Source organism: Streptomyces sp. SID1328 (genome assembly GCF_009865595.1).
GTDB lineage: Bacteria > Actinomycetota > Actinomycetes > Streptomycetales > Streptomycetaceae > Streptomyces > Streptomyces griseoluteus.
Window position 1 is genome coordinate 1 of the sequence record NZ_WWKH01000756.1, and the last position, 18,702, is coordinate 18,702.

At 73.2% G+C, this 18,702-nt stretch carries 19 protein-coding genes and 3 pseudogenes; 7 read left to right on the forward strand and 15 right to left on the reverse strand.

All coding sequences use genetic code 11. The features are described from left to right. From GT030_RS35835 to sigE, 3 genes and pseudogenes are all read right to left on the reverse strand, one after another. Positions 1-494: pseudogene (locus tag GT030_RS35835) on the reverse strand (protease); the annotation flags it as partial. A 69-nt stretch (positions 495-563) separates the two neighbouring features. Next, positions 564-1,433: a zf-HC2 domain-containing protein gene (locus GT030_RS24125; protein WP_161202895.1), complete on the reverse strand. Its 870-nt coding sequence runs from the start codon at positions 1,431-1,433 to the stop codon at positions 564-566. Next, complete coding sequence (gene sigE / locus GT030_RS24130; RefSeq protein WP_202460503.1) at positions 1,430-2,212, reverse strand: RNA polymerase sigma factor SigE; 783 nt, start codon at positions 2,210-2,212, stop codon at positions 1,430-1,432. The genes GT030_RS24125 and sigE overlap by 4 nt, the downstream gene beginning before the upstream one ends. Positions 2,213-2,369: 157 nt before the next feature. On the opposite strand from sigE, the gene GT030_RS24135 reads away from it, so the two are divergent. After that, entirely contained in the window at positions 2,370-3,083 is a 714-nt protein-coding gene (locus GT030_RS24135) for an O-methyltransferase (RefSeq protein ID WP_161202896.1), read from the forward strand. An 84-nt stretch (positions 3,084-3,167) separates the two neighbouring features. On the opposite strand, the gene GT030_RS24140 is transcribed toward GT030_RS24135, so the two are convergent. Beyond that, positions 3,168-3,335 carry a DUF3117 domain-containing protein gene (locus GT030_RS24140; RefSeq protein WP_018544333.1) on the reverse strand — a complete coding sequence of 56 codons (168 nt, stop codon included), beginning with the start codon at positions 3,333-3,335 and terminating at the stop codon, positions 3,168-3,170. A 372-nt stretch (positions 3,336-3,707) separates the two neighbouring features. Here GT030_RS24140 and GT030_RS24145 point away from each other — a divergent pair, with 372 nt between their 5' ends. Next, a complete protein-coding gene (locus tag GT030_RS24145; protein WP_161202897.1) occupies positions 3,708-4,514 on the forward strand; it encodes an enoyl-CoA hydratase-related protein in 807 nt (268 codons plus the stop codon). A 58-nt stretch (positions 4,515-4,572) separates the two neighbouring features. On the opposite strand, the gene GT030_RS24150 is transcribed toward GT030_RS24145, so the two are convergent. Beyond that, positions 4,573-5,169: a DNA-3-methyladenine glycosylase I gene (locus GT030_RS24150; RefSeq protein ID WP_161202898.1), complete on the reverse strand. Its 597-nt coding sequence runs from the start codon at positions 5,167-5,169 to the stop codon at positions 4,573-4,575. Continuing rightward, a complete protein-coding gene (locus tag GT030_RS24155) occupies positions 5,166-5,513 on the reverse strand; it encodes a DivIVA domain-containing protein (RefSeq protein ID WP_161202899.1) in 348 nt (115 codons plus the stop codon). The genes GT030_RS24150 and GT030_RS24155 overlap by 4 nt, the downstream gene beginning before the upstream one ends. Positions 5,514-5,669: 156 nt before the next feature. Here GT030_RS24155 and folP point away from each other — a divergent pair, with 156 nt between their 5' ends. After that, positions 5,670-6,530, forward strand: a complete 861-nt coding sequence (gene folP / locus GT030_RS24160) for a dihydropteroate synthase (protein ID WP_161202900.1) — start codon at positions 5,670-5,672, stop codon at positions 6,528-6,530. Positions 6,531-6,596: 66 nt separating this feature from the next. Here folP and GT030_RS24165 read toward each other — a convergent pair whose 3' ends face one another. Both GT030_RS24165 and dapE read right to left on the reverse strand, forming a co-directional pair. Then, on the reverse strand, positions 6,597-7,355 hold the full coding sequence (locus GT030_RS24165) for a TIGR00730 family Rossman fold protein (protein WP_161202901.1): 759 nt from the start codon (positions 7,353-7,355) through the stop codon (positions 6,597-6,599). Between the two features lie 106 nt (positions 7,356-7,461). After that, the gene (gene dapE, locus GT030_RS24170) at positions 7,462-8,541 is read right to left on the reverse strand and encodes a succinyl-diaminopimelate desuccinylase (protein ID WP_161202902.1); all 1,080 of its coding nucleotides are present in this window, start codon (positions 8,539-8,541) and stop codon (positions 7,462-7,464) included. Between the two features lie 97 nt (positions 8,542-8,638). Between dapE and GT030_RS24175 the strand changes: the two genes are divergently transcribed. Beyond that, positions 8,639-9,637: a heavy metal transporter gene (locus GT030_RS24175; RefSeq protein ID WP_346009732.1), complete on the forward strand. Its 999-nt coding sequence runs from the start codon at positions 8,639-8,641 to the stop codon at positions 9,635-9,637. Positions 9,638-9,929: 292 nt separating this feature from the next. Further along, a pseudogene (locus GT030_RS24180) lies at positions 9,930-10,082 on the forward strand (ATP-binding protein); the annotation flags it as partial. Positions 10,083-10,354: 272 nt separating this feature from the next. On the opposite strand, the gene GT030_RS24185 reads toward GT030_RS24180, so the two are convergent. After that, positions 10,355-11,452 (reverse strand): bifunctional succinyldiaminopimelate transaminase/glutamate-prephenate aminotransferase, encoded by a 1,098-nt coding sequence (locus GT030_RS24185; RefSeq protein WP_161202903.1) that lies wholly within the window; start codon positions 11,450-11,452, stop codon positions 10,355-10,357. 117 nt (positions 11,453-11,569) lie between these two features. After that, positions 11,570-11,890: a ferredoxin gene (fdxA, locus tag GT030_RS24190; RefSeq protein WP_018561461.1), complete on the reverse strand. Its 321-nt coding sequence runs from the start codon at positions 11,888-11,890 to the stop codon at positions 11,570-11,572. Between the two features lie 140 nt (positions 11,891-12,030). Between fdxA and GT030_RS24195 the strand changes: the two genes are divergently transcribed. Together GT030_RS24195 and GT030_RS24200 are read left to right on the forward strand one after the other, a co-directional pair. Further along, a complete protein-coding gene (locus GT030_RS24195; protein ID WP_346009733.1) occupies positions 12,031-13,050 on the forward strand; it encodes a GNAT family N-acetyltransferase in 1,020 nt (339 codons plus the stop codon). A 9-nt stretch (positions 13,051-13,059) separates the two neighbouring features. After that, positions 13,060-13,944: a transglutaminase-like domain-containing protein gene (locus tag GT030_RS24200; protein ID WP_161202905.1), complete on the forward strand. Its 885-nt coding sequence runs from the start codon at positions 13,060-13,062 to the stop codon at positions 13,942-13,944. A 6-nt stretch (positions 13,945-13,950) separates the two neighbouring features. On the opposite strand, the gene GT030_RS24205 is transcribed toward GT030_RS24200, so the two are convergent. The 5 genes and pseudogenes from GT030_RS24205 to GT030_RS24225 form a co-directional block, all read right to left on the reverse strand. Beyond that, on the reverse strand, positions 13,951-14,565 hold the full coding sequence (locus GT030_RS24205) for a response regulator transcription factor (RefSeq protein ID WP_161202906.1): 615 nt from the start codon (positions 14,563-14,565) through the stop codon (positions 13,951-13,953). Next, entirely contained in the window at positions 14,562-15,746 is a 1,185-nt protein-coding gene (locus GT030_RS24210; protein ID WP_161202910.1) for a histidine kinase, read from the reverse strand. The genes GT030_RS24205 and GT030_RS24210 overlap by 4 nt, the downstream gene beginning before the upstream one ends. 5 nt (positions 15,747-15,751) lie before the next feature. Next, positions 15,752-16,510, reverse strand: coding sequence for an ABC transporter permease (locus GT030_RS24215; RefSeq protein WP_161202907.1), 759 nt, complete (start codon positions 16,508-16,510; stop codon positions 15,752-15,754). Next, complete coding sequence (locus GT030_RS24220; RefSeq protein WP_202460501.1) at positions 16,507-17,442, reverse strand: ABC transporter ATP-binding protein; 936 nt, start codon at positions 17,440-17,442, stop codon at positions 16,507-16,509. Before GT030_RS24220 ends, GT030_RS24215 begins: the two co-directional genes overlap by 4 nt. 129 nt (positions 17,443-17,571) lie before the next feature. Then, positions 17,572-18,702 (reverse strand): annotated as a pseudogene (locus GT030_RS24225) (hypothetical protein); the annotation flags it as partial.

Here is an 18,702-nt window from a genome sequence, read left to right on the forward strand (position 1 = left end):
GGGGCCGGGGTCGCCATGGGGTGCTGGACGGGCGGCGCGGGGGCCCAGGGGCCCGGTCCGCCGTAGGGCGGGGTCCCGTAGGGGTCGGGGTCGTGCAACGGCTTGGGAGGGCCGGAGACGGAGTCGTCCGCACGCGGGTCGGCGGGGCGGTCGCCGGCGGTCTCGCGGGGCTCGTCCCGCGAACCTCGAGTGCCCCCGTGCGGCGGCTCGGCAGCGCTGCCGTCGCCGGGCGCGGGCGACCGGTCGGCGTCCCCGCCGTCCCCTGTCTCGGAAGCACTCGACGGCGCGCCTCCGTACGAGCCGTGCCCGCCGAGCGGATCGCCGGCGGGAGCGTCCTCGTCCCCACCCGGCTCGGCGGGTCGGTCCGGCTCGGCAGGGCGCAGGTCGCCGGGCTCGCGACCTGTCCTGGAACCGTCAAACCCGGCGGCAGCCGCCGGCTTGGCCAGTTCGAAGTCGTCGCTGGGTGCGGGCGGCTTCGGGTGACCCTCGTTCATGCTCTCCCCAGTCGCGGTGTGGAGGCCGTACGGGGACGGCCTTACCGGATTCAACCAGGGATTGGGTGGTCAGGGGGCCGAGGGTGAGGGGGAGTTGGTGGGGGCGGCTGCCGTGGTGGTCTCGGTGGAGGGGGACGCCAGGGGCCAGGAGTCCAGGGAGAAGGGGGTGGTCTCGCCGAGGGGAGGTATCAGCGGGGAGACGGCGGCCGCGCCGGCCATCACCGGCATGGCGAGGTCCCGCGCGGTGTCCTGGACCCGCGCGTCGACCGGCGCCGGAATGCCCGGCAGCAGCGGCGCGGAGGCGGAGACCTGCGCGGCCGAGGTGCGGTGGGGCACGCCCCCGCCCTGCGCGAGCAGCGGGGCGGGAGAGCGACGCCGCTGGGTGTCGGGGGCACTCGTACCCGTGACCGCACCCGTACCAGCCGAGCGCGAGGGGGCGACGTTGCTTCCGTTGCCCGGACCGCCGCGGGCGTCGGCCGCGAGGTCACCGGGAAGGGCGGTGGTGACACCGCCGAGGGCCACGGCCGCGAGGGACACCGCTCCGGCGGCAGCGGCGGCGAACCGCAGCCCGCGCGAGGAGGGCCGGTCGGCGACGGGATGGATACGGAAGCCGCGCTGCTCGGGGGCGTGCCCGGAGCCGGCCGGGACGTAACTGAAGGCGAACCGCTCACCGGGCCCGTCGGCGTCGCCGCCGGGGAGGCCCTGGAGGCGGGCGAGGAAGGACTCGGAGGGCGGTGGCGGGGCGGCCTCCGCGAACACGTTCTTCAGCCGGCGCTGCGCGTCGGCCTCCGCCCGGCACCGGCAGCAGGTGGCCAGGTGGGCGAGGACACGGTCGCGCGACTCATGACCCAGTTCTCCGTCCACCAGGGCGGAGAGCCGGTCTCCCAGATGCTGTTCCGCGAGGTGCGCCTCCGCGGGGTCGGTACCGGTTCCACTCACGCGGGCGTGCCCCCTCCCCCCAGCGCGGGCACCCGGGGCATGAACGAGCGGCGCTCGGCCTTGCGGGCCTCGGGAGAACGGTGGGCCAGGGCCTTGCGCAGCTGCGAACGCCCCCGGTGGATACGGGAGCGGACGGTGCCCAGCTTGACCCCGAGGGTCGCGGCGATCTCCTCGTACGACAGCCCCTCGATGTCGCACAGCACCACGGCCGCGCGGAACTCCGGCGCGAGGGTGTCCAGCGCCTGCTGGACGTCGGCGTCGAAGTGGGCGTCGTTGAAGACCTGCTGCGGGGACGGCTCGCGGCTGGGCAGGCGCTCGGCCGCGTCGTCGCCGAGGGCGTCGAAGCGGATGCGCTGCTTGCGCCGGACCATGTCCAGGAAGAGGTTGGTGGTGATGCGGTGCAGCCAGCCCTCGAAGGTGCCCGGCGAGTACGTCGACAGCGAGCGGAAGACCCGGACGAAGACCTCCTGCGTGAGGTCCTCGGCGTCGTGCTGGTTGCCCGTCAGGCGGTAGGCGAGGCGGTAGACGCGGCCGCTGTGCGTGCTGACGATCTCCTCCCAGGTGGGCGGAGTCCACGCCTGCCCGTCCGCGTCGGTGGCGAAGGTCGCGGTCTGGGTCCCGCCCGCGGCGGGACCGGCGGCGTGGTGGTCAGCAGCGGTGTCGGTCACGGATTTCGGCCTGCCCGACCCGAGAAAGCGCCGCAGCACTCCCCCTCGGTCCTCGGGTGCGGCCGCACCTCCCCTGTCGGCTCTGGTGGTGTCCAGTGGAGCCCCTACCATAGCCACCTCGCCCGTTAGCTCCGGATAAGCGGTTTTACGAAATTTTGACACGCGCTGACCCGGCTCATCCACCCGCGTCAGCATGTGATCCACACCCTCCGTCACCTCTCACCCCCGTCGCGTGCCGGCCGTGCTCTCCGCACCCCGGCTCTCCCCTGTGAACGCTCGGTCCCATCAGCGGGTTCCCGGCGCAACGGATACAGTCACGCCGAGGCAATCACGGGGACAGGAGAGGGTCATTACCGGCAACCGGCAGACGAGCTGGGCGTTCGTCGACGCCTTTGTCGCCGAGGACGAAGCGCTGCGCTGGGCCCGGGACCGTGCCCGCGACGCGGGGCTGCGCTCGGTGGCGCCCAGCACGGGCGCCGCGCTGCGACTGCTCGCCGCCTCCGTGGACGCCAAGGCGGTCGCGGAGATCGGTACCGGCTGCGGGGTGTCCGGAATCCATCTGCTGCACGGAATGCGCCCCGACGGCGTCCTGACCACCGTCGATCCCGAGCCCGAGCACCAGCAGTTCGCGCGGCAGGCGTTCCGCGCCTGCGGCTTCGCCAGCAACCGCGCCCGGTTCATCCCCGGCCCCGCCCTCGACGTGCTGCCCCGCCTCGCGGACTCGGGCTACGACCTCGTCTTCTGCGACGGCGACCGGCTGGAGTACTCGGACTACCTCGCTGAATCGTTGCGCCTGCTGCGGCCCGGTGGCCTGGTGGTCTTCGAGGGCGTCTTCGCCAGCGGCCGCACGGTCGACGCCGGCCCGCAGCCCACCGAGGTGGTCCGGCTGCGCGAGCTGCTGCGCACGGTGCGCGAGAGCCCGGAGCTGGTGACCTCGCTGCTGCCGGTCGGCGACGGCCTGCTCTGCGCCGTCAAGCGCTGAGCCCTTGGCCCGGCTCCCCGGAAACGCGACCGCCCCGGCACCTGACGGGTACCGGGGCGGTCGGGAGGAAAAGATCGCAGCGCGTCAGACGACGACCTTCTTGAGGGCGTCGCCGAGCGCCTCTGCCTCGTCGGGGGTCAGCTCGACGACGAGTCGACCGCCGCCTTCGAGCGGAACGCGCATGACGATGCCCCGCCCCTCCTTGGTCACCTCGAGCGGGCCATCACCCGTCCGCGGCTTCATGGCCGCCATGCTCGTACCCCTTCCTGAAACCAGGCTCATCGTCTGCCGACGACCCCACGGAGGGCACCCGCGGTCCAGGAGGGACACGCGACACCGGCATCGAACACATTGCTTCCCAGCCATTATCCCGCATCCCAGGACCCGATGACCAACATCGGTCCGCATCGGCTGGACAACGCGCCCGAGCAAAACCACTCAATTCGGGGGTGTGCCTGCGATACTGCGCCACCCTCGGCACACCCGTCGGCCACGTCTGTGGCGGTTTTGTTAGACGCAGGTCACACGTCCGGTGGGACTGCGCGGCCGGGATCTCCGCCATGCTGTCCCCGGACAACGACGTACCGGCCGGTACGTCATCACGCGAAACGGAGGGGACGCGCCATGGCCGACACCGTGCTCCACCAGGTGAACGACGGGCTCGCCACGATCACGCTGAACCGCCCCGAGGCGATGAACGCGCTGAACATCGCCACCAAGAACGCGCTCCGCGAGGCCGTCGAGGCCGCGGCGGCGGACGACGCGGTGCGGGCGATCCTGCTGACCGCGGCGGGCGAGCGGGCGTTCTGCGTGGGCCAGGACCTCAAGGAGCACATCGGGCTGCTCGCCGCCGACCGGGAGGGCGGGGGCGGCGGCCAGACGATGAGCACCGTCAAGGAGCACTACAACCCGATCGCGCGGGCGCTGGCGGGTGCGAAGAAGCCGGTGATCGCCGCGGTCAACGGCGTGGCGGCCGGCGCGGGCTTCGGCTTCGCGCTGCTCGCGGACTACCGCCTGGTGGCGGACACCGCCGCGTTCAACACCTCGTTCGCGGGCGTGGCGCTCAGCGCGGACTCGGGGCTCTCCTGGACGCTGCCCCGCGTGATCGGCACCGGCCGCGCCACCGACCTGCTGCTCTTCCCCCGCACCATCGGCGCCCAGGAGGCGCTGGAGCTGGGCATCGCCAACCGGGTCGTCCCGGCCGCCGAGCTGCGCGCCGAGGCCGAGAAGGTGGCACGTGCCCTGGCCGAGGGGCCGACGGTCGCGTACGCGGCGATCAAGGAGGCCGTGGCGTACGGGCTGACGCACTCGCTGGACGAGGCGCTGGAGAAGGAGGACGAGCTGCAGACCCGCGCGGGCGCCTCCGAGGACCACGTCATCGCCGTGCAGGCGTTCGTGCAGAAGGAGAAGCCCGTGTACGTGGGCCGCTGATCTCCCGACCGGCCGGGCGGGGCAGGCCGGGCGGCCCCCGCCCCGGCCGGTCCGCGTCTCAGCCGCGGGTGGCCGCGCCCCGGCTGACGCAGGCTTCGAGGTGATCGTCGACCAGGCCGCACGCCTGCATCAGGGCGTACGCCGTGGTCGGCCCGACGAACCTGAGGCCCCGCTTCTTCAGCGCCTTGGACAGGGCCGTGGACTCCGGGGTCACCGCGGCCACGTCGCCCAGCACCCTGGGCACGGGCCGCCCGGCCGGGTCGGGGGCGTGGGACCAGATCAGCTCGTCCAGCTCGCCCTCTGACCAGTCCGCGAGCACGCGCGCGTTGGCGAGCGTGGCGTCGACCTTGGCGCGGTTGCGGATGATGCCGGGGTCGGCGAGAAGACGCTCGCGGTCCGCCTCGGTGAAGGCGGCGACCTTCTCGATCCGGAAGTCCGCGAAGGCGAGGCGGAAGGTGGGCCGGCGCCGCAGGATCGTGATCCAGGACAGCCCGGACTGGAACGCCTCCAGGCTGAGCCGCTCGAAGAGGGCGTCGTCGCCGTGCACCTGGCGTCCCCACTCGTCGTCGTGGTACGAGACGTAGTCCTCGGTGGAGAGCGCCCAGGGGCAGCGCAGCGCGCCGTCCGCCCCGGCGATGGCCTCGCCGGTGCTCATCGGCCGTCCTCCGCACCGGACTCCTCCGGCCGGGGCCGCACGGCGCGGGCACCGGCGAGCGCGCTCTGGAGGTCCGCGATCCGGGCGTCCCGCTCGCCGAGTTCGGCGGCGAGGCGGCTGAGCGCGTCGTCCACGTCGGCCATGCGGTAGCCGCGCGCGGCGACCGGGAAGCGCAGGCTCTCCACATCGGTGCCGTGCAGCGGACGGTCCGCGGGCAGCGGGTCCTGGAGCCGCTCGGGCGCGGCGTCCTGGAGCGGGGCGCTCTCGCCGCCGCCCACCACGGCGAGCGTCACCGCGCCGACCACGACGGCCAGCGCGAGGACCAGGAACAAGAACATCAGCATCGCCAGGGTTCCCCAAGCTCGATGTGCCGGACGCCGGGCCCCTTCGGACCTCGCGTCCGGAAGCCGGATGTGTCTGGGTCCGATCGTGCCATGCGAGGCTGACAGTCCGGGCCGCGAGGCGCCGGACGTCCGAGGTACGAGGAGAGGTCACAGGGGATGCTCAGGCTGGGCAAGCGGGAATTCGGGCCACACGAGCCGGTGATCATGGCGATCGTCAACCGGACCCCGGACTCCTTCTACGACCGGGGCGCGACGTTCGCCGACGACGCCGCCCTCGCGCGCGTGGAGCGCGCCGTGGCCGAGGGCGCGGCCGTTGTAGACATCGGCGGGGTGAAGGCCGGGCCGGGCGAGGAGGTCACCGCCGAGGAGGAGGCCCGGCGCACGGTCGGTTTCGTGGCGGAGGTCCGGCGCCGGTTCCCCGATGTGGTCATCAGCGTGGACACCTGGCGGGCCGAGGTCGGCGAGGCGGTGTGCGAGGCGGGCGCGGACCTGCTGAACGACGCGTGGGGCGGGGTGGACCCCGGTCTCGCGGAGGTCGCCGCCCGACACCGGGTGGGCCTGGTGTGCACGCACGCCGGGCGCGCCGAGCCCCGTACCCGGCCGCACCGGGTGGCCTACGAGGACGTGATGGCCGACATCCTGGACGTGACCGTGGGGCTGGCGGAGCGGGCGGTGGCGCTGGGGGTGCCGCGCGAGTCGGTGCTGATCGATCCGGGGCACGACTTCAACAAGAACACCCGGCACAGTTTGGAGGCCACGCGCCGGCTGGACGAGATGGTGGCGACGGGCTGGCCGGTGCTGGTGTCGCTGTCCAACAAGGACTTCGTGGGGGAGACGCTGGACCGCCCGGTGAAGGAGCGGCTGATCGGCACGCTGGCGACCACGGCGGTCTCGGCGTGGCTCGGGGCGCGGGTGTACCGGGTGCACGAGGTCGCGGAGACCCGGCAGGTGCTGGAGATGGTGGCGTCGATCGCGGGCCACCGGCCCCCGGCGACGGCCCGCAGGGGTCTCGCCTGACGGGGATCTCCCCCAGGGGGCGGCCGTGAGGGGCCGTCCCCCGGAGCAATGGCGGGAGAGCCGGCCTTACCGGGCCGCTTCCTTGGAGACCAGCGCGACCGCCTCGTCCACGTCGTCCGTGACGTGGAACAGCGTCAGGTCCTGGTCGGCCGCCTTCCCCTCGGCGACCAGCGTGCCCCGCAGCCAGTCCATCAGCCCGCCCCAGTACTCGCTGCCGAACAGCACGATCGGGAAGCGGGTCACCTTCTGGGTCTGCACCAGGGTGAGCGCCTCGAACAGCTCGTCCAGGGTGCCGAGCCCGCCGGGCAGCACCACGAAGCCCTGCGCGTACTTCACGAACATCATCTTGCGGACGAAGAAGTACCGGAAGTTGAGCCCGATGTCGACGTACTGGTTGAGCCCCTGCTCGAAGGGCAGCTCGATGCCGAGGCCGACCGAGATGCCGCCCGCCTCCAGCGCGCCCTTGTTGGCCGCCTCCATGGCACCGGGGCCGCCCCCGGTGATCACCGCCCAGCCGGCCTCCACCAGACCGCGCCCGAGCCGCACGCCCGCCTCGTACTCGGGCGAGTCCACCCGGGTGCGGGCCGAGCCGAACACGCTGATCGCGGGCGGGAGTTCGGCCAGGGTGCCGAAGCCCTCGATGAACTCCGACTGGATGCGCAGCACGCGCCAGGGGTCGGTGTGCACCCAGTCGGTGGGGGCACGCTCGTCCAGCAGCCGCTGGTCCGTGGTGCTGGACTGCACCTGGCCCCGCCGCCGGAGCACCGGGCCGAGCCGCTGCTCGTCCGGCGGGCGCTTCTTCCCCTCGGGGTTTCCGGTAGCCATGTGCGCTCCCTCCGCTTGCCTGTCATTCGTCCTCAGCCTAGATCCGCAACCGTTACGGAGGGGGGACGTGAGCATGTCCGGAACGCGGCGCCGCGCGGTGCGGGCGTCACGCGGTGAGCCAGGCGCGCAGCCGCTCCTCACCCGCGAGGACCTTGGCCACCTCGACCCGCTCGTCCCGCTTGTGCGCCAAGTGCGGGTTGCCGGGGCCGTAGTTGACCGCCGGGATGCCGAGGGAGGCGAAGCGGGAGACGTCCGTCCAGCCGTACTTGGGCATCGGGGTGCCGCCGACCGCCTCGATGAAGGCCGCGGCGGCCGGGTGGGAAAGGCCGGGCAGGGCGGCGCCGCTGTGGTCGTCGATCACGAACTCCTCGACACCGCAGTCCGCGAACACCTCCCGGACGTGCGCGACCGCCTCCTCCTCGGTGCGGTCGGGGGCGTAGCGGAAGTTGACGGTGACCACGCACTCGTCCGGGATGACGTTGCCGGCCACTCCCCCGCCGATGCGGACCGCGTTCAGGCCCTCGCGGTACTCCAGCCCGTCGATCACCGGCCACCGGGGCTCGTAGGAGGCGAGGCGGGCGAGGATCGGGGCGGCCGCGTGGATGGCGTTGGAGCCCATCCAGCCGCGCGCGGAGTGGGCCCGCTCGCCCTTCGTCTTCAGCAGCACCCGGAGCGTGCCCTGGCAGCCGCCCTCGACCTCGCCGTCGGAGGGCTCCAGCAGCACCGCGAAGTCGCCCCGGAGCCACTCCGGGCGGGCCTCGGCGAGGTGCTTGAGGCCGTTCAGCTCGGCGGCGACCTCCTCGTTGTCGTAGAAGACGAAGGTCAGGTCACGGTTGGGGGCCGGCACGGTGGCCGCGATCCGGAGCTGGACCGCGACACCGGCCTTCATGTCGCAGGTGCCGCAGCCCCACAGCACGCCGTCCTCGTCGAGGCGGGAGGGGACGTTCTCCGCGATCGGAACGGTGTCGATGTGCCCGGCGAGGATGACGCGTTCCGCGCGGCCCAGGTCGGTGCGGGCGAGGACGTTGTTGCCGAAGCGCTCCACCGTGAGGTGGGGCAAAGCGCGCAGCGCGGCCTCGATCGCGTCCGCGAGGGGCTTCTCCGTGCCGCTCTCCGACGGGATGTCCACGAGCCGGGCGGTCAGCTCGGCGGCGTCCAGCGTGAGGTCAAGGGTGGTGTCGGCCATGCTGGTGACCCTAACGCCCGCCGGGGCGGGGCCGGCCGCCTCACCGGGGTGCGGGTCTGTGGCGGAGGGCCCTTGCGGGCTCCAGTACCTTGTACGCGTGTCAGAGCCGTCCCCCTCTCGCCCCAAGCGTCGCGGCCGTGTGTTCCGGATCGGTGCGGCCCTGCTCGTGCTCGCCGGTGTCGGCGCGTACCTCGTCGTCCAGTACGTCACCGGAGGCGGTGCCGCGCGCGGCTGCACCGTGGTCTCGGGGCAGGACAGGACGGTGTCGTACGCCTTCACGCCCGAGCAGGCCGTGAACGCGGCCACCATCGCGGCCGTCGGCACCGGGCGCGGCATGCCCGAGCGTGCCGTGACCATCGCGCTCGCCACCGCGCTCCAGGAGTCGGGGCTGCGCAACATCGGCCACGGGGACCGGGATTCACTCGGCCTGTTCCAGCAGCGGCCCTCGCAGGGCTGGGGCACCCAGCGGCAGATCATGGACCCGGCGTACTCGGCGGGCATCTTCTACGCGCACCTCGCGCATGTGCCCGGTTACACCGAACTCCCGCTCACCGTCGCCGCGCAGAAGGTGCAGCGCAGCGGCTACCCGGAGGCGTACGCCAAGCACGAGCCGGACGCGAAGCTGCTGGCCGCCGCCCTCACCGGCCGCTCGGCGGCCACCCTGACCTGCGACGGCCGCACCGCCCGCACCGCCGAGGCGGCGAGCCCGGACGCCGTACGGACCGCGCTGGTACGGGACTTCGGGCGCGATGCGCTCCAGGAGACCGGCGCGGTGGTGGGCGGCACGACCGTCCCCTCGCCCTCCCCCTCGCCCAGCGTGACCGCCACGGCGCACGGGCGGACGGTGACCGTGCCGGTGCCGCTGGGCACGCGGACGGACGCCCACGGGCGCACCGAGCGGGAGCGGGGGTGGCAGCTCGCGCAGTGGGCGGTGGCCAACTCCTCGGCGCTGCGCATCACTCGTGTGACGTACGAGGGGCGGGAGTGGACCGCGTCCAACGGTGGCGGGGACTGGCATCCGGTGCCGGCCCCGACGTCGGGGGCGGCCGGGGCGGAGTCGTCGCTGGCGTCCGTACGGATCGTCACGGGGTCCTGAGGGAGTCGCGGACGCTTGTGCGGGGGCTGCCCCGTACGGGTTGCGGGGGCTGCCGGGGGGCGCGTTCGGAGGCGAGGCTGCCCGGATGGTCCTCGGCCCTTGCGGTTCAAGGGGTGGAAGGATTCTGCTGGGTCCCTTCGCAACGGGCTTTGCCCGTTTTTATCCACACCTGATAATGCGATGCGTTATCCAGTCTTTACCTTCGGCGTCCGCAACCTTCGGCGGGTTCGAGCGGTAGTCAGTGCGTCCGGGCTCGGACACCACACCGTTCTCTCCTGTCGAATGGAGCATCATGTCCCTCCCCCTGACCCGCCGTATCGCCCGTGCCGCGCTGCTCGTCGCCGCGGGGGCGGCCGCCGGGGTCGGCGCCGCCGGTACCGCCGGTGCGGCCACCAACCAGCCGGCCGTTCCGGATCTCGGTGGGCTGACCAAGCTGGACGGCGCGACGCATGTGGACAAGGCCGTGGGTGGGCTGACGGACAGCAAGGCTGTGAAGAAGGCCGTGCCGGCGCCTGCGGCGGGCAAGGCGGCCGGGCATGTGCTCGGTGGGCTCCCGCTGAAGGGGCTGCCGCTCGGTTAGCCGTCGCATGCCGAGGGGGGTCCAGGGTGTTTCCCTGGACCCCCCTCGGCGTGTCTGCTCCGGGCGGGGTGTCAGCCGCACCCGGCGCTCCAGGCTGTGCCCACCCGTTCCGCCCTGCGGAACGTGGCGGACGGGGACTAGGCGGTCAGGCGGGCTACCGCCGCGTCAACGCGCTCGTCCGTGGCCGTCAGCGCCACGCGGACGAACTGGTCGCCCGCCTCACCGTAGAAGTCACCCGGTGCCACCAGGATGCCGAGGTCGGCCAAGGCGGCGACCGTGTCCCAGCAGGACTCGCCCTTGGTGGCCCAGAGGTAGAGGCTGGCCTCGCTGTGGTCGATGCGGAAGCCGTGGGACAGCAGGGCTGTGCGGAGCTTGGCGCGGCGGGACGCGTAGCGCTCGCGCTGGAGGTGTACGTGGTCGTCGTCGCCGAGGGCGGCCACCACCGCGGCCTGGGTCGGCGCGGAGGTCATCATGCCGCCGTGCTTGCGGATCTCCAGCAGCGGCATCAGCACCGCCGGGTCGCCCGCGACGAAGGCCGCGCGGTAACCGGCCAGGTTGGACCGCTTGGAGAGGGAGTGGACGGCGAGGATGCCGTCGTAGGAGCCGCCGTTGACGTCCGGGTGCAGCACCGAGACCGGGTCGGCCTCCCAGCCGAGTTCCAGGTAGCACTCGTCGGAGACGATCAGTACGCCGTGCTCGCGGGCCCAGGCCACGATCCCGGTCAGCTCCTCCTGGGAGAGGACCTTGCCGGTGGGGTTGGACGGCGAGTTGAGCCAGAGCAGCCTGAGGTTCGCCGGGTCCAGCTCGCGCGGGTCGTCGTAGACCTCGTACTCGGCGCGGGCGAGGCGGGCGCCGACCTCGTAGGTGGGGTAGGCCAGACGCGGGTAGGCGACCTTGTCGCCGGGGCCGAGGCCGAGCTGGGTCGGCAGCCAGGCGACGAGTTCCTTGGAGCCGACGACCGGCAGGACGTGCCGGTGGGTGACGCCGCGGGCGCCGAGGCGGCGCTCCAGCCAGCCGGTGATCGCGTCGCGCAGCGCGGGTGTGCCCCAGACCGTCGGATAGCCCGGCGAGTCGGCCGCGTCGACCAGTGCCTTCTGGATCAGCTCGGGAACCGGGTCGACCGGGGTGCCCACCGACAGGTCGACGATGCCGCCGGGGTGCGCGGCGGCGGTCTTCTTGTAGGGCTCCAGCTTGTCCCAGGGGAAGGCGGGGAGCCGGTCGGAGACTGCGGACACGGGGCTTGCTCTCTTTCCTAGGGGGCGCAAACGCCTCGGTCCCGCACGGCCGGGGGTCACCAGGCCGTACGGGACCGGGGCGGCGCGCTCATACGGGCCGCCGGGCCTGCTGACCGGTTACTCGCCCTGCGGCGGCAGCGCGGCGATGAAGGGGTGATCGCGCTCGATCAGACCCAGCTTGCTGGCGCCGCCGGGGGAGCCCAGCTCGTCGAAGAACTCGACGTTCGCCTTGTAGTAGTCCTTCCACTCCTCCGGAGTGTCGTCCTCGTAGAAGATCGCCTCGACCGGGCAGACCGGCTCACAGGCACCACAGTCGACGCATTCGTCCGGGTGGATGTACAAGGACCGCTGGCCCTCGTAGATGCAGTCGACCGGGCACTCCTCGATGCACGCCTTGTCCTTGACGTCGACACAAGGCTGCGCGATGACGTAGGTCACGCTGTCGTTCCTCCTCGATAGGGCGCTGGCGGGCCTCCTCAGGCTCCGCCGCCTGGCGCGCGGGAGCGCGGCGTCGTCGATGCCCGCACCTAGTATCTCCGTTTCGGAGCGTGATCCGAACAGGAGGGGTGGAGCGACCCGTGGAAATCTCGGTGACAGGACTGCTCAAGGTCCTCATCGCACCGGCAGACGTGGGCAAAAGGGTATCTGTACGCCAGTTGACGGGATCGGATGCGGCGGGCGAGAAGTTCACCGACACGGTGGGCGTTCTCACCTCCTGGGACGACGACGGCGTGCTCATGATCACACGGCGGGACGGCCGGGTGGTCAGGGCCGAGGCGTCCTCACTGGTCGCGGGCAAGGTCGTACCGTCGGCTCCGGCGCGTCGCCGGGGTCCGGCGGCGGACTACGAGGAACTGGCGCGGATCGCGGCGCGGGCGTGGCGCCCGGTGGAGAGCGAACGGCTCGGTGAGTGGGAGCTGCGGGCCGCGGGCGGCTTCACCCGGCGGGCCAACAGCGTGCTGCCGCTCGGCGAGCCGGGGCTTCCGCTCGACGCGGCCCTGACTTCCGTAAGACGCTGGTACCGCGAGCGCGGACTGCCCGCCTACGTCCAGACCGCCTCCGGTGCCGAGGGCACACAGGAGCTGCTGTCGGCGGAGCTGGCGCGGCGCGGCTGGACGCGGGAGGTCACGGCGGAGCTCTGGACCGGCGCGCTGGCGCCGGTCGCGGACCGGGACGGCGGCGCCGGCGTGGTGCTCTCCCGCGAGGCGGACGAGGCGTGGCTCGCGCGGTACGGGCGCGAGGGAGTGAGCGAGGTGGCCCTGCGGGTGCTGCACGGCGGACCGTCGGTGTGGTTCGCCCGTGTGCCCGGCGCGGACGGCGAGCCGCCGGCGGCGATCGGGCGGTGCGTGGTGGACGGCCGCTGGGCCGGTTTCGCGGCGGTCGAGGTGGACCCGGCCCGGCGGCGTCGGGGGCTGGCCACCGACGTGATGGCCGCGCTGGCCCGGCGCGCGCTGGAGGAGGGCGCCTCGGCGGCGTGGCTCCAGGTCGAGGAGGACAACGAGGGCGCGCGGCGGCTGTACGACGGTCTCGGCTTCGCCCCGCATCACGCGTACCACCACTACCGGGAGCCGGACGCGGCCGGCTCCGGGCGGTCGTAGGAGCCCGTCGTGGAACCCCAGGAACCGGCCCGGCGCCCCGCTTTCCCGCCCCCGTACCCGCCCCCGCCGGAGCGGTCGGCGGAGCTGCGGCGGCGGTTCGCGGAGGAGGCGCGGTCGCAGTGGCCCGACCTGTCCGCGCTGTGCCTCATGATCGCCGCGGAGGTGGACGGCACGCTGGACGAGGCCGGGATGGACGCGGCCCAGATCGAGCTGGACGAACTCGCCGGGCGGCTGCCGTACCGGCCGGGCGAGCCGCTGGCCTGGGCGCGGGCGGTGGGCCGGCTGCTGGGCGGCACCAACGGGTTCTGCGGCACGGCCGGGGAGTACGAGCGGCTGGAGTCCTCGCTGCTGCACTCCGTGCTGCGGCGGCGGCGCGGACTGCCGATCCTGCTGTCGGTGGTGTGGATGGAGGTCGCCCGGCGCGCGGGCGCCCCGGTGTACGGGGTCGCGCTGCCGGGGCACTTCGTGGTCGGCTTCGGCACGGCCGGCGACCGGGTCCTCGCGGACCCCTTCGAGGGCGGCCGGGTGCTCAGCGGGATGGACACCGAGCTCCTGGTGGCCGGGGCGACGGGCGCGCCCCTGGAGCCCTCGATGCTGGTCCCGGCGGCCCCGCTCCAGATCATCCAGCGCATCCTCAACAACATCCGCGCCTGGGCCACCGCCCGCCCCGAACGCTCCGACGTGGCCCTCTGCGCCGTCGAGCTGGCCATGCTCCTCCCCTCCCGCCCGGCCCGCCTCCGCTACGACCGGGGCCGCCTCCTCGTCCAGCGCGGCGCCTTCACCGAGGGCGCGGCCGAACTGGAGGCATACGCGGAACTGGTCTCGGTGGTCGACCCGACAGCCGAGGAGAAGGCGCTGGCCCAGGCCCACGCGGCACGAGCCCTGCTCAACTGACCGGCCTCAGAGCCAGCCCTTCTCCCGCGCGATGCGCACGGCCTCCGCCCGGTTGCGGGCCGCGAGCTTCTGGATGGCCGTGGAGAGGTAGTTGCGGACCGTGCCCTGGGAGAGGTGCAGAGTCCGGGCCAGTTCGGCGTTGGTGGAGCCGTCGGCGGCGGCGCGGAGGATCTCGCGTTCGCGGTCCGTCAGGGGGTTGGCACCCTCGGCGAGGGCAGCGGCGGCCAGGGCGGGGTCGATGACGCGTTCACCGGCGAGCACCTTGCGTACGGCGGCGGCGAGCTGGGCGGCGGGGGCGTCCTTGACGAGGAAGGCGTCGGCGCCCGCCTCCATGGCGCTGCGGAGGTAGCCCGGTCGGCCGAAGGTGGTGAGGACGACGAGCTTCACGCCGGGATGCGCCCGGTGGACCCGGGCGGCGGCCTCGATACCGGTGCAGCCGGGCATCTCGATGTCGAGCAGGGCAACGTCCACCCCGTGCTCCCCCACCGCGGCGAGCACCTCGTCCCCGCGCGCGACCTGTGCGACGACCTCGATGTCGTCCTCCAGCCCGAGCAGCGCGGCGAGCGCCTCGCGGACCATCGACTGGTCCTCGGCGAGGAGGACCTTGATCGTGCTCGTCATGACCCGGATACTACGTCCGCCACCACGGCCGACGGGACGCGGGCGACCACCCGGAATCCCTTGGCGGACCGCCCCGCCTCCAGCGTGCCCCCGGCCCCCTGGAGGCGTTCCGCGAGCCCGGTGAGCCCGTTGCCGGGCCCCTTCCCCGAGCCGCCCGAGCCGTTGTCCTCGACGGACAGCTCCAGCACCGGCCCGTTAAGGGTGTGCCGGTGCAGCAGCTCGACCGCGCACCGCTCGGCCCCGCTGTGCCGGACCACGTTGGTGACGGCCTCCCGCAGCGTCCACGCGAGCGCGGCCTCGGCCTCCTCGGGCAGCCCGGTGAGGTCGGGCTCGGCGGGGATCTCGGCGACGACCCCGGCGGCCGTCAACGCGACCTGCGCACCGGCGATCTCGGTGGCGAGCCGGGGCCGCCGGTACCCCGTGACGGCCTCCCGCACGTCGACCAGCGCCTGCCGGCTGACCCGCTCGATGTCCGCGACCTGCTGGGCGGCCTCCTCCGGCCGGCCCGGCAGCATCCGCCCCGCCAGCTCGCTCTTGAGCGTGATCAGGGACAGCGAGTGCCCCAGCAGGTCGTGCAGGTCACGGGCGAGCCGCAGCCGCTCCTCGTTGGCTGCGAGCTGCGCCACGGTCGCCCGCGCCTTGCGCAGCTCGACGGTGGTGCGCACGAGCTGCCGCACGCCCGTCATGGCGAAGCCGATCAGCACCACCAGCAGGATCAGGTTGCGCGCCTCCTCCTCGTCGGTGTGCAGTCCGACGAGGTACATCACGGCGGCCGAGGCCGGGATCGCCCAGTAGGTGGCCTTCGCGGGCAGGGTCGCCCCGCAGGCCACCGAGAGGTAGACGAACAGGCCGAGCCAGGCGCTGCCGAGCGTGTACGCGAGCAGCGGCGCGAGGATGCCGAGGATCAGCAGGAGCACGACGACGGCGGGCCCGGAGAAGGTCCGGCCCATGTTGCGGAAGACCAGCCCCAGGTAGACCGCGACGAACGCGGTGAGTCCCACCGCTCCGGCCCAGGTGGCCGCCGTCCCGTGGCCGCCGTTCACCAGGTCGTGGACGGGTGAGCTGAGGAAGACCAGCCAGACGCCGATCCACAGCAGCTTCACCCACAGCTCCCGCCGGCCCCGCGGCGGGCGCCCCAAGGGGGTGTCCGTCCCGGTCCCGGCGTACCGGTCCTCCGTCATCGCGTTCACGCCTTCAGCGTGTCCTTCCGGTACAGCCAGGCCGCGCCGCCCGCGAAGAGGACGAAGTACACGGCGAGGACGGCGACGTCCCGCGCCTGCGGGGCCTGGCTCTGCTCGACCGCGCGTCCCAGGGCAGCGTACGCGTACGTCGGCAGCCACTCGGCGATGTCCTGGAGCCAGCGGGGGAACCCGGCCGAGGGCATCCACAGGCCGCCGAGGAGGGAGAGCGCGAAGTAGACGATCATCGTGATGGGCCGTACCGCGTCCCCGGAGGCGAGGTAGCCGATGGCGACGCCGAGCGCGGCGAAGACGAGGCTGCCGGCCCAGATGACGCCGGTGAGGGCGAGCCACTGCCAGGCGTCGAGGCGTACGTCCTTCACGACGGCGGCGACGATGAACACCATCACGATGGACGGCAGGCTCACCACGGCGGCGCTCGCGGTCTTGGCGAGGACGTAGCCGTGGCCGGGCAGCGGGGTCAGCCGGAGCTGGCGCACCCAGCCGCTCTCCCGTTCCTTGGCGATGCGCTCGCTGTTGCCCATCAGCACGGCGGTCAGGGCACCGAAGGAGGCCATGGAGACCATCAGGTAGGTGGCGACGGTCAGGCCGGTGCCGTCCACCTTCTCGTCGGTGCCCGAACTCCCCGCGAAGATCAGGAAGATGATCGAGGGGTAGAGCACGGAGAAGAACAGGAACTTGCGGTTGCGCAGGGCGCGGGCGAGCTCCAGCTTGATCAGGGCCCGTGAGGCGAGGATGCCGGTCATGCGCGCTTGGCCTCCTCGGCCTCGGTGATGGCGACGAAAGCCTGCTCCAGGCCGAGGCCGGCGACTTCCAGGTTGCGGGGGTAGAGGCCGAGTCCGTACACGGCGTGCACGGTGGCGTCGGCGTCGAAGGACTGGATGCGGACGGTCTGCCCGGAGACGTCCAGCGAGGTCAGCGCGGGCAGGGCGGCCAGCGCGGTCTCGTCGATGGCGCCGGTCAGGTCGAAGGAGACCCGGCGGGCGCCCGCGCGTGCCTTGATCTCGGCGGCGGTGCCGTCGGCCAGCAGCCGGCCCCGGTGCAGGACGAGCACGCGGTCCGCGACGGCGTCGGCCTCTTCGAGGTAGTGCGTGGCGAAGAGGACGGTACGGCCCTGGCCGGCCTGCTCGCGCATGGTGGCCCAGAACGCGTGCCGGGCGGAGACGTCCATGCCGGTGGTGGGCTCGTCCAGCACGATCAGGTCGCTGTCCCCGGCGGTGGCCAGGGCGAAGCGGACGCGCTGGGCCTGGCCGCCGGAGAGCTTGTTGACCTTGCGGTCGGCGATCTGCGTGATGCCGGCGCGGGCGAGCACCTCGGAGGCGGGGTGCGGGCGGGGGTGCAACGAGCAGGCGAGGCCGACCAGTTCGGCGACCGTCACGTCCTCCATCAGCCCGCCGCTCTGCAGCATCGCCCCGACCCGCCCGGCGACGATCGCCTCGCGCGGCCCGGTCCCGAACACGGTCACCCGCCCCTCGTCCGGCTGCTTCAGCCCGAGCAGCAGATCGAGCGTGGTGGACTTCCCCGCCCCATTGGGCCCGAGCAGCGCGACGGTCTCCCCGGGCCGCAGCGCGAGCGACAGCCCGTCCACCGCCCGCACGTTCCCGTACGCCTTGCTCACCTGCTCGAACCCGGCCACCACCGGCACGTCGGTCGCGGTCGCCACCGCTGTCGTTGTCATGCCCGTCATGCTGGCCGGGAGGAGCGTGCGGGCGGCAGTGCCGTCGGTCCTGAGTGGCGGATGACAGATGTCATACGACGGCGAAGGCACCCGGAGCGGCTCCGGATGCCCTCGCCGTGCCGTGCTCGGCTAGTTCGGCTTGGTGTCGATGGTGCCGACGCGCTCCGCCGCGGTCTTGCCGACCAGAGCCTTGCGCAGGGCCGCCACGACGTCCTGCGGGAGCACGTCCCGCTTGCCGGTGGCGCTCTCCACCTTCACGCCCTGGAAGGTGGTGCCGTAGGCCTCCTTGAGCGCTTCGAGGTTGTAGGTGTCGGTGAGCTTGCCGCCCACCGCCTTGAACCCGAGGATCTTCGGCAGCGAGCGGGGCCCGAAGTTGATGCTGTGCGCCGCGTCGACCCGGACGGTGACGAGGCTGGACATCGCGGGTTCCGCGAACGCCTTCATCTCGCGGTCCACCTCGGCGTTCGGCACCGTCGGCTGCTTGGTGGTGGTGGGGACGGTGACCGGGGTCGCGGTGCCCGTCTCCACCAGGGTGCGGTAGGCCTGCTCGACGGCCTTGGTGGAGCCGGCCGCGTCGATGGCCTTGCCGGGCTTGCCGTAGACGGCGACGGCCTTGCCGGACTCGAACTTGATGCCGCCCTCGACGACCGAGCCCGAACCGCCGCCCGCCTGCTGGAGGGCGACCTGGAGCTTCTCCTCGTCCACGGGGGTGACCGGCTGCACGACCCGCTTCTGCCCGAAGAGGGAGCCGATCACGGAGAGCGGGTGGTAGTCGCTCTTGGCGGCGTCGCTGACCGTGGCCTGGTAGTCGAACTGCAGGCCCGCCTTGTCCGGGGTGAGCGCCACGTTGCCGCCGCCCACGGAGAGCTGGAGCGGCTTGTTGACCCGGTCCCGGAAGGCGTCGTCGAGCTTCTTGACCGCCTCGTCACGGGTGCCGCCACCGATGTCCACGCCGAGCACGGTGGTGCCCTTGGGCACGTCGGTGCGGTTCATCAGCAGCCCGGCGCCGTACGCACCGCCCACGACGACGACCACACCGGCGACCAGCAGCATCAGCTTGCTGCGGCCCTTCTTCTTGGGCTGCGGCGCGGCCTTCGCCTGGGGCGCGGGCGGCTTGGGGGCCGTGTACGCCGGGCGGTCGGCGGCCGGGGTCGCCCCGAACGGGTCGGCCTCGTCGCCGGGGAAGACCGGGATGCCGCTGGTGACGGTGTGCCCGGAGACGGTGCCGTGCGGGGCGCCGCCGGGGGCGCCCGGGGCGGC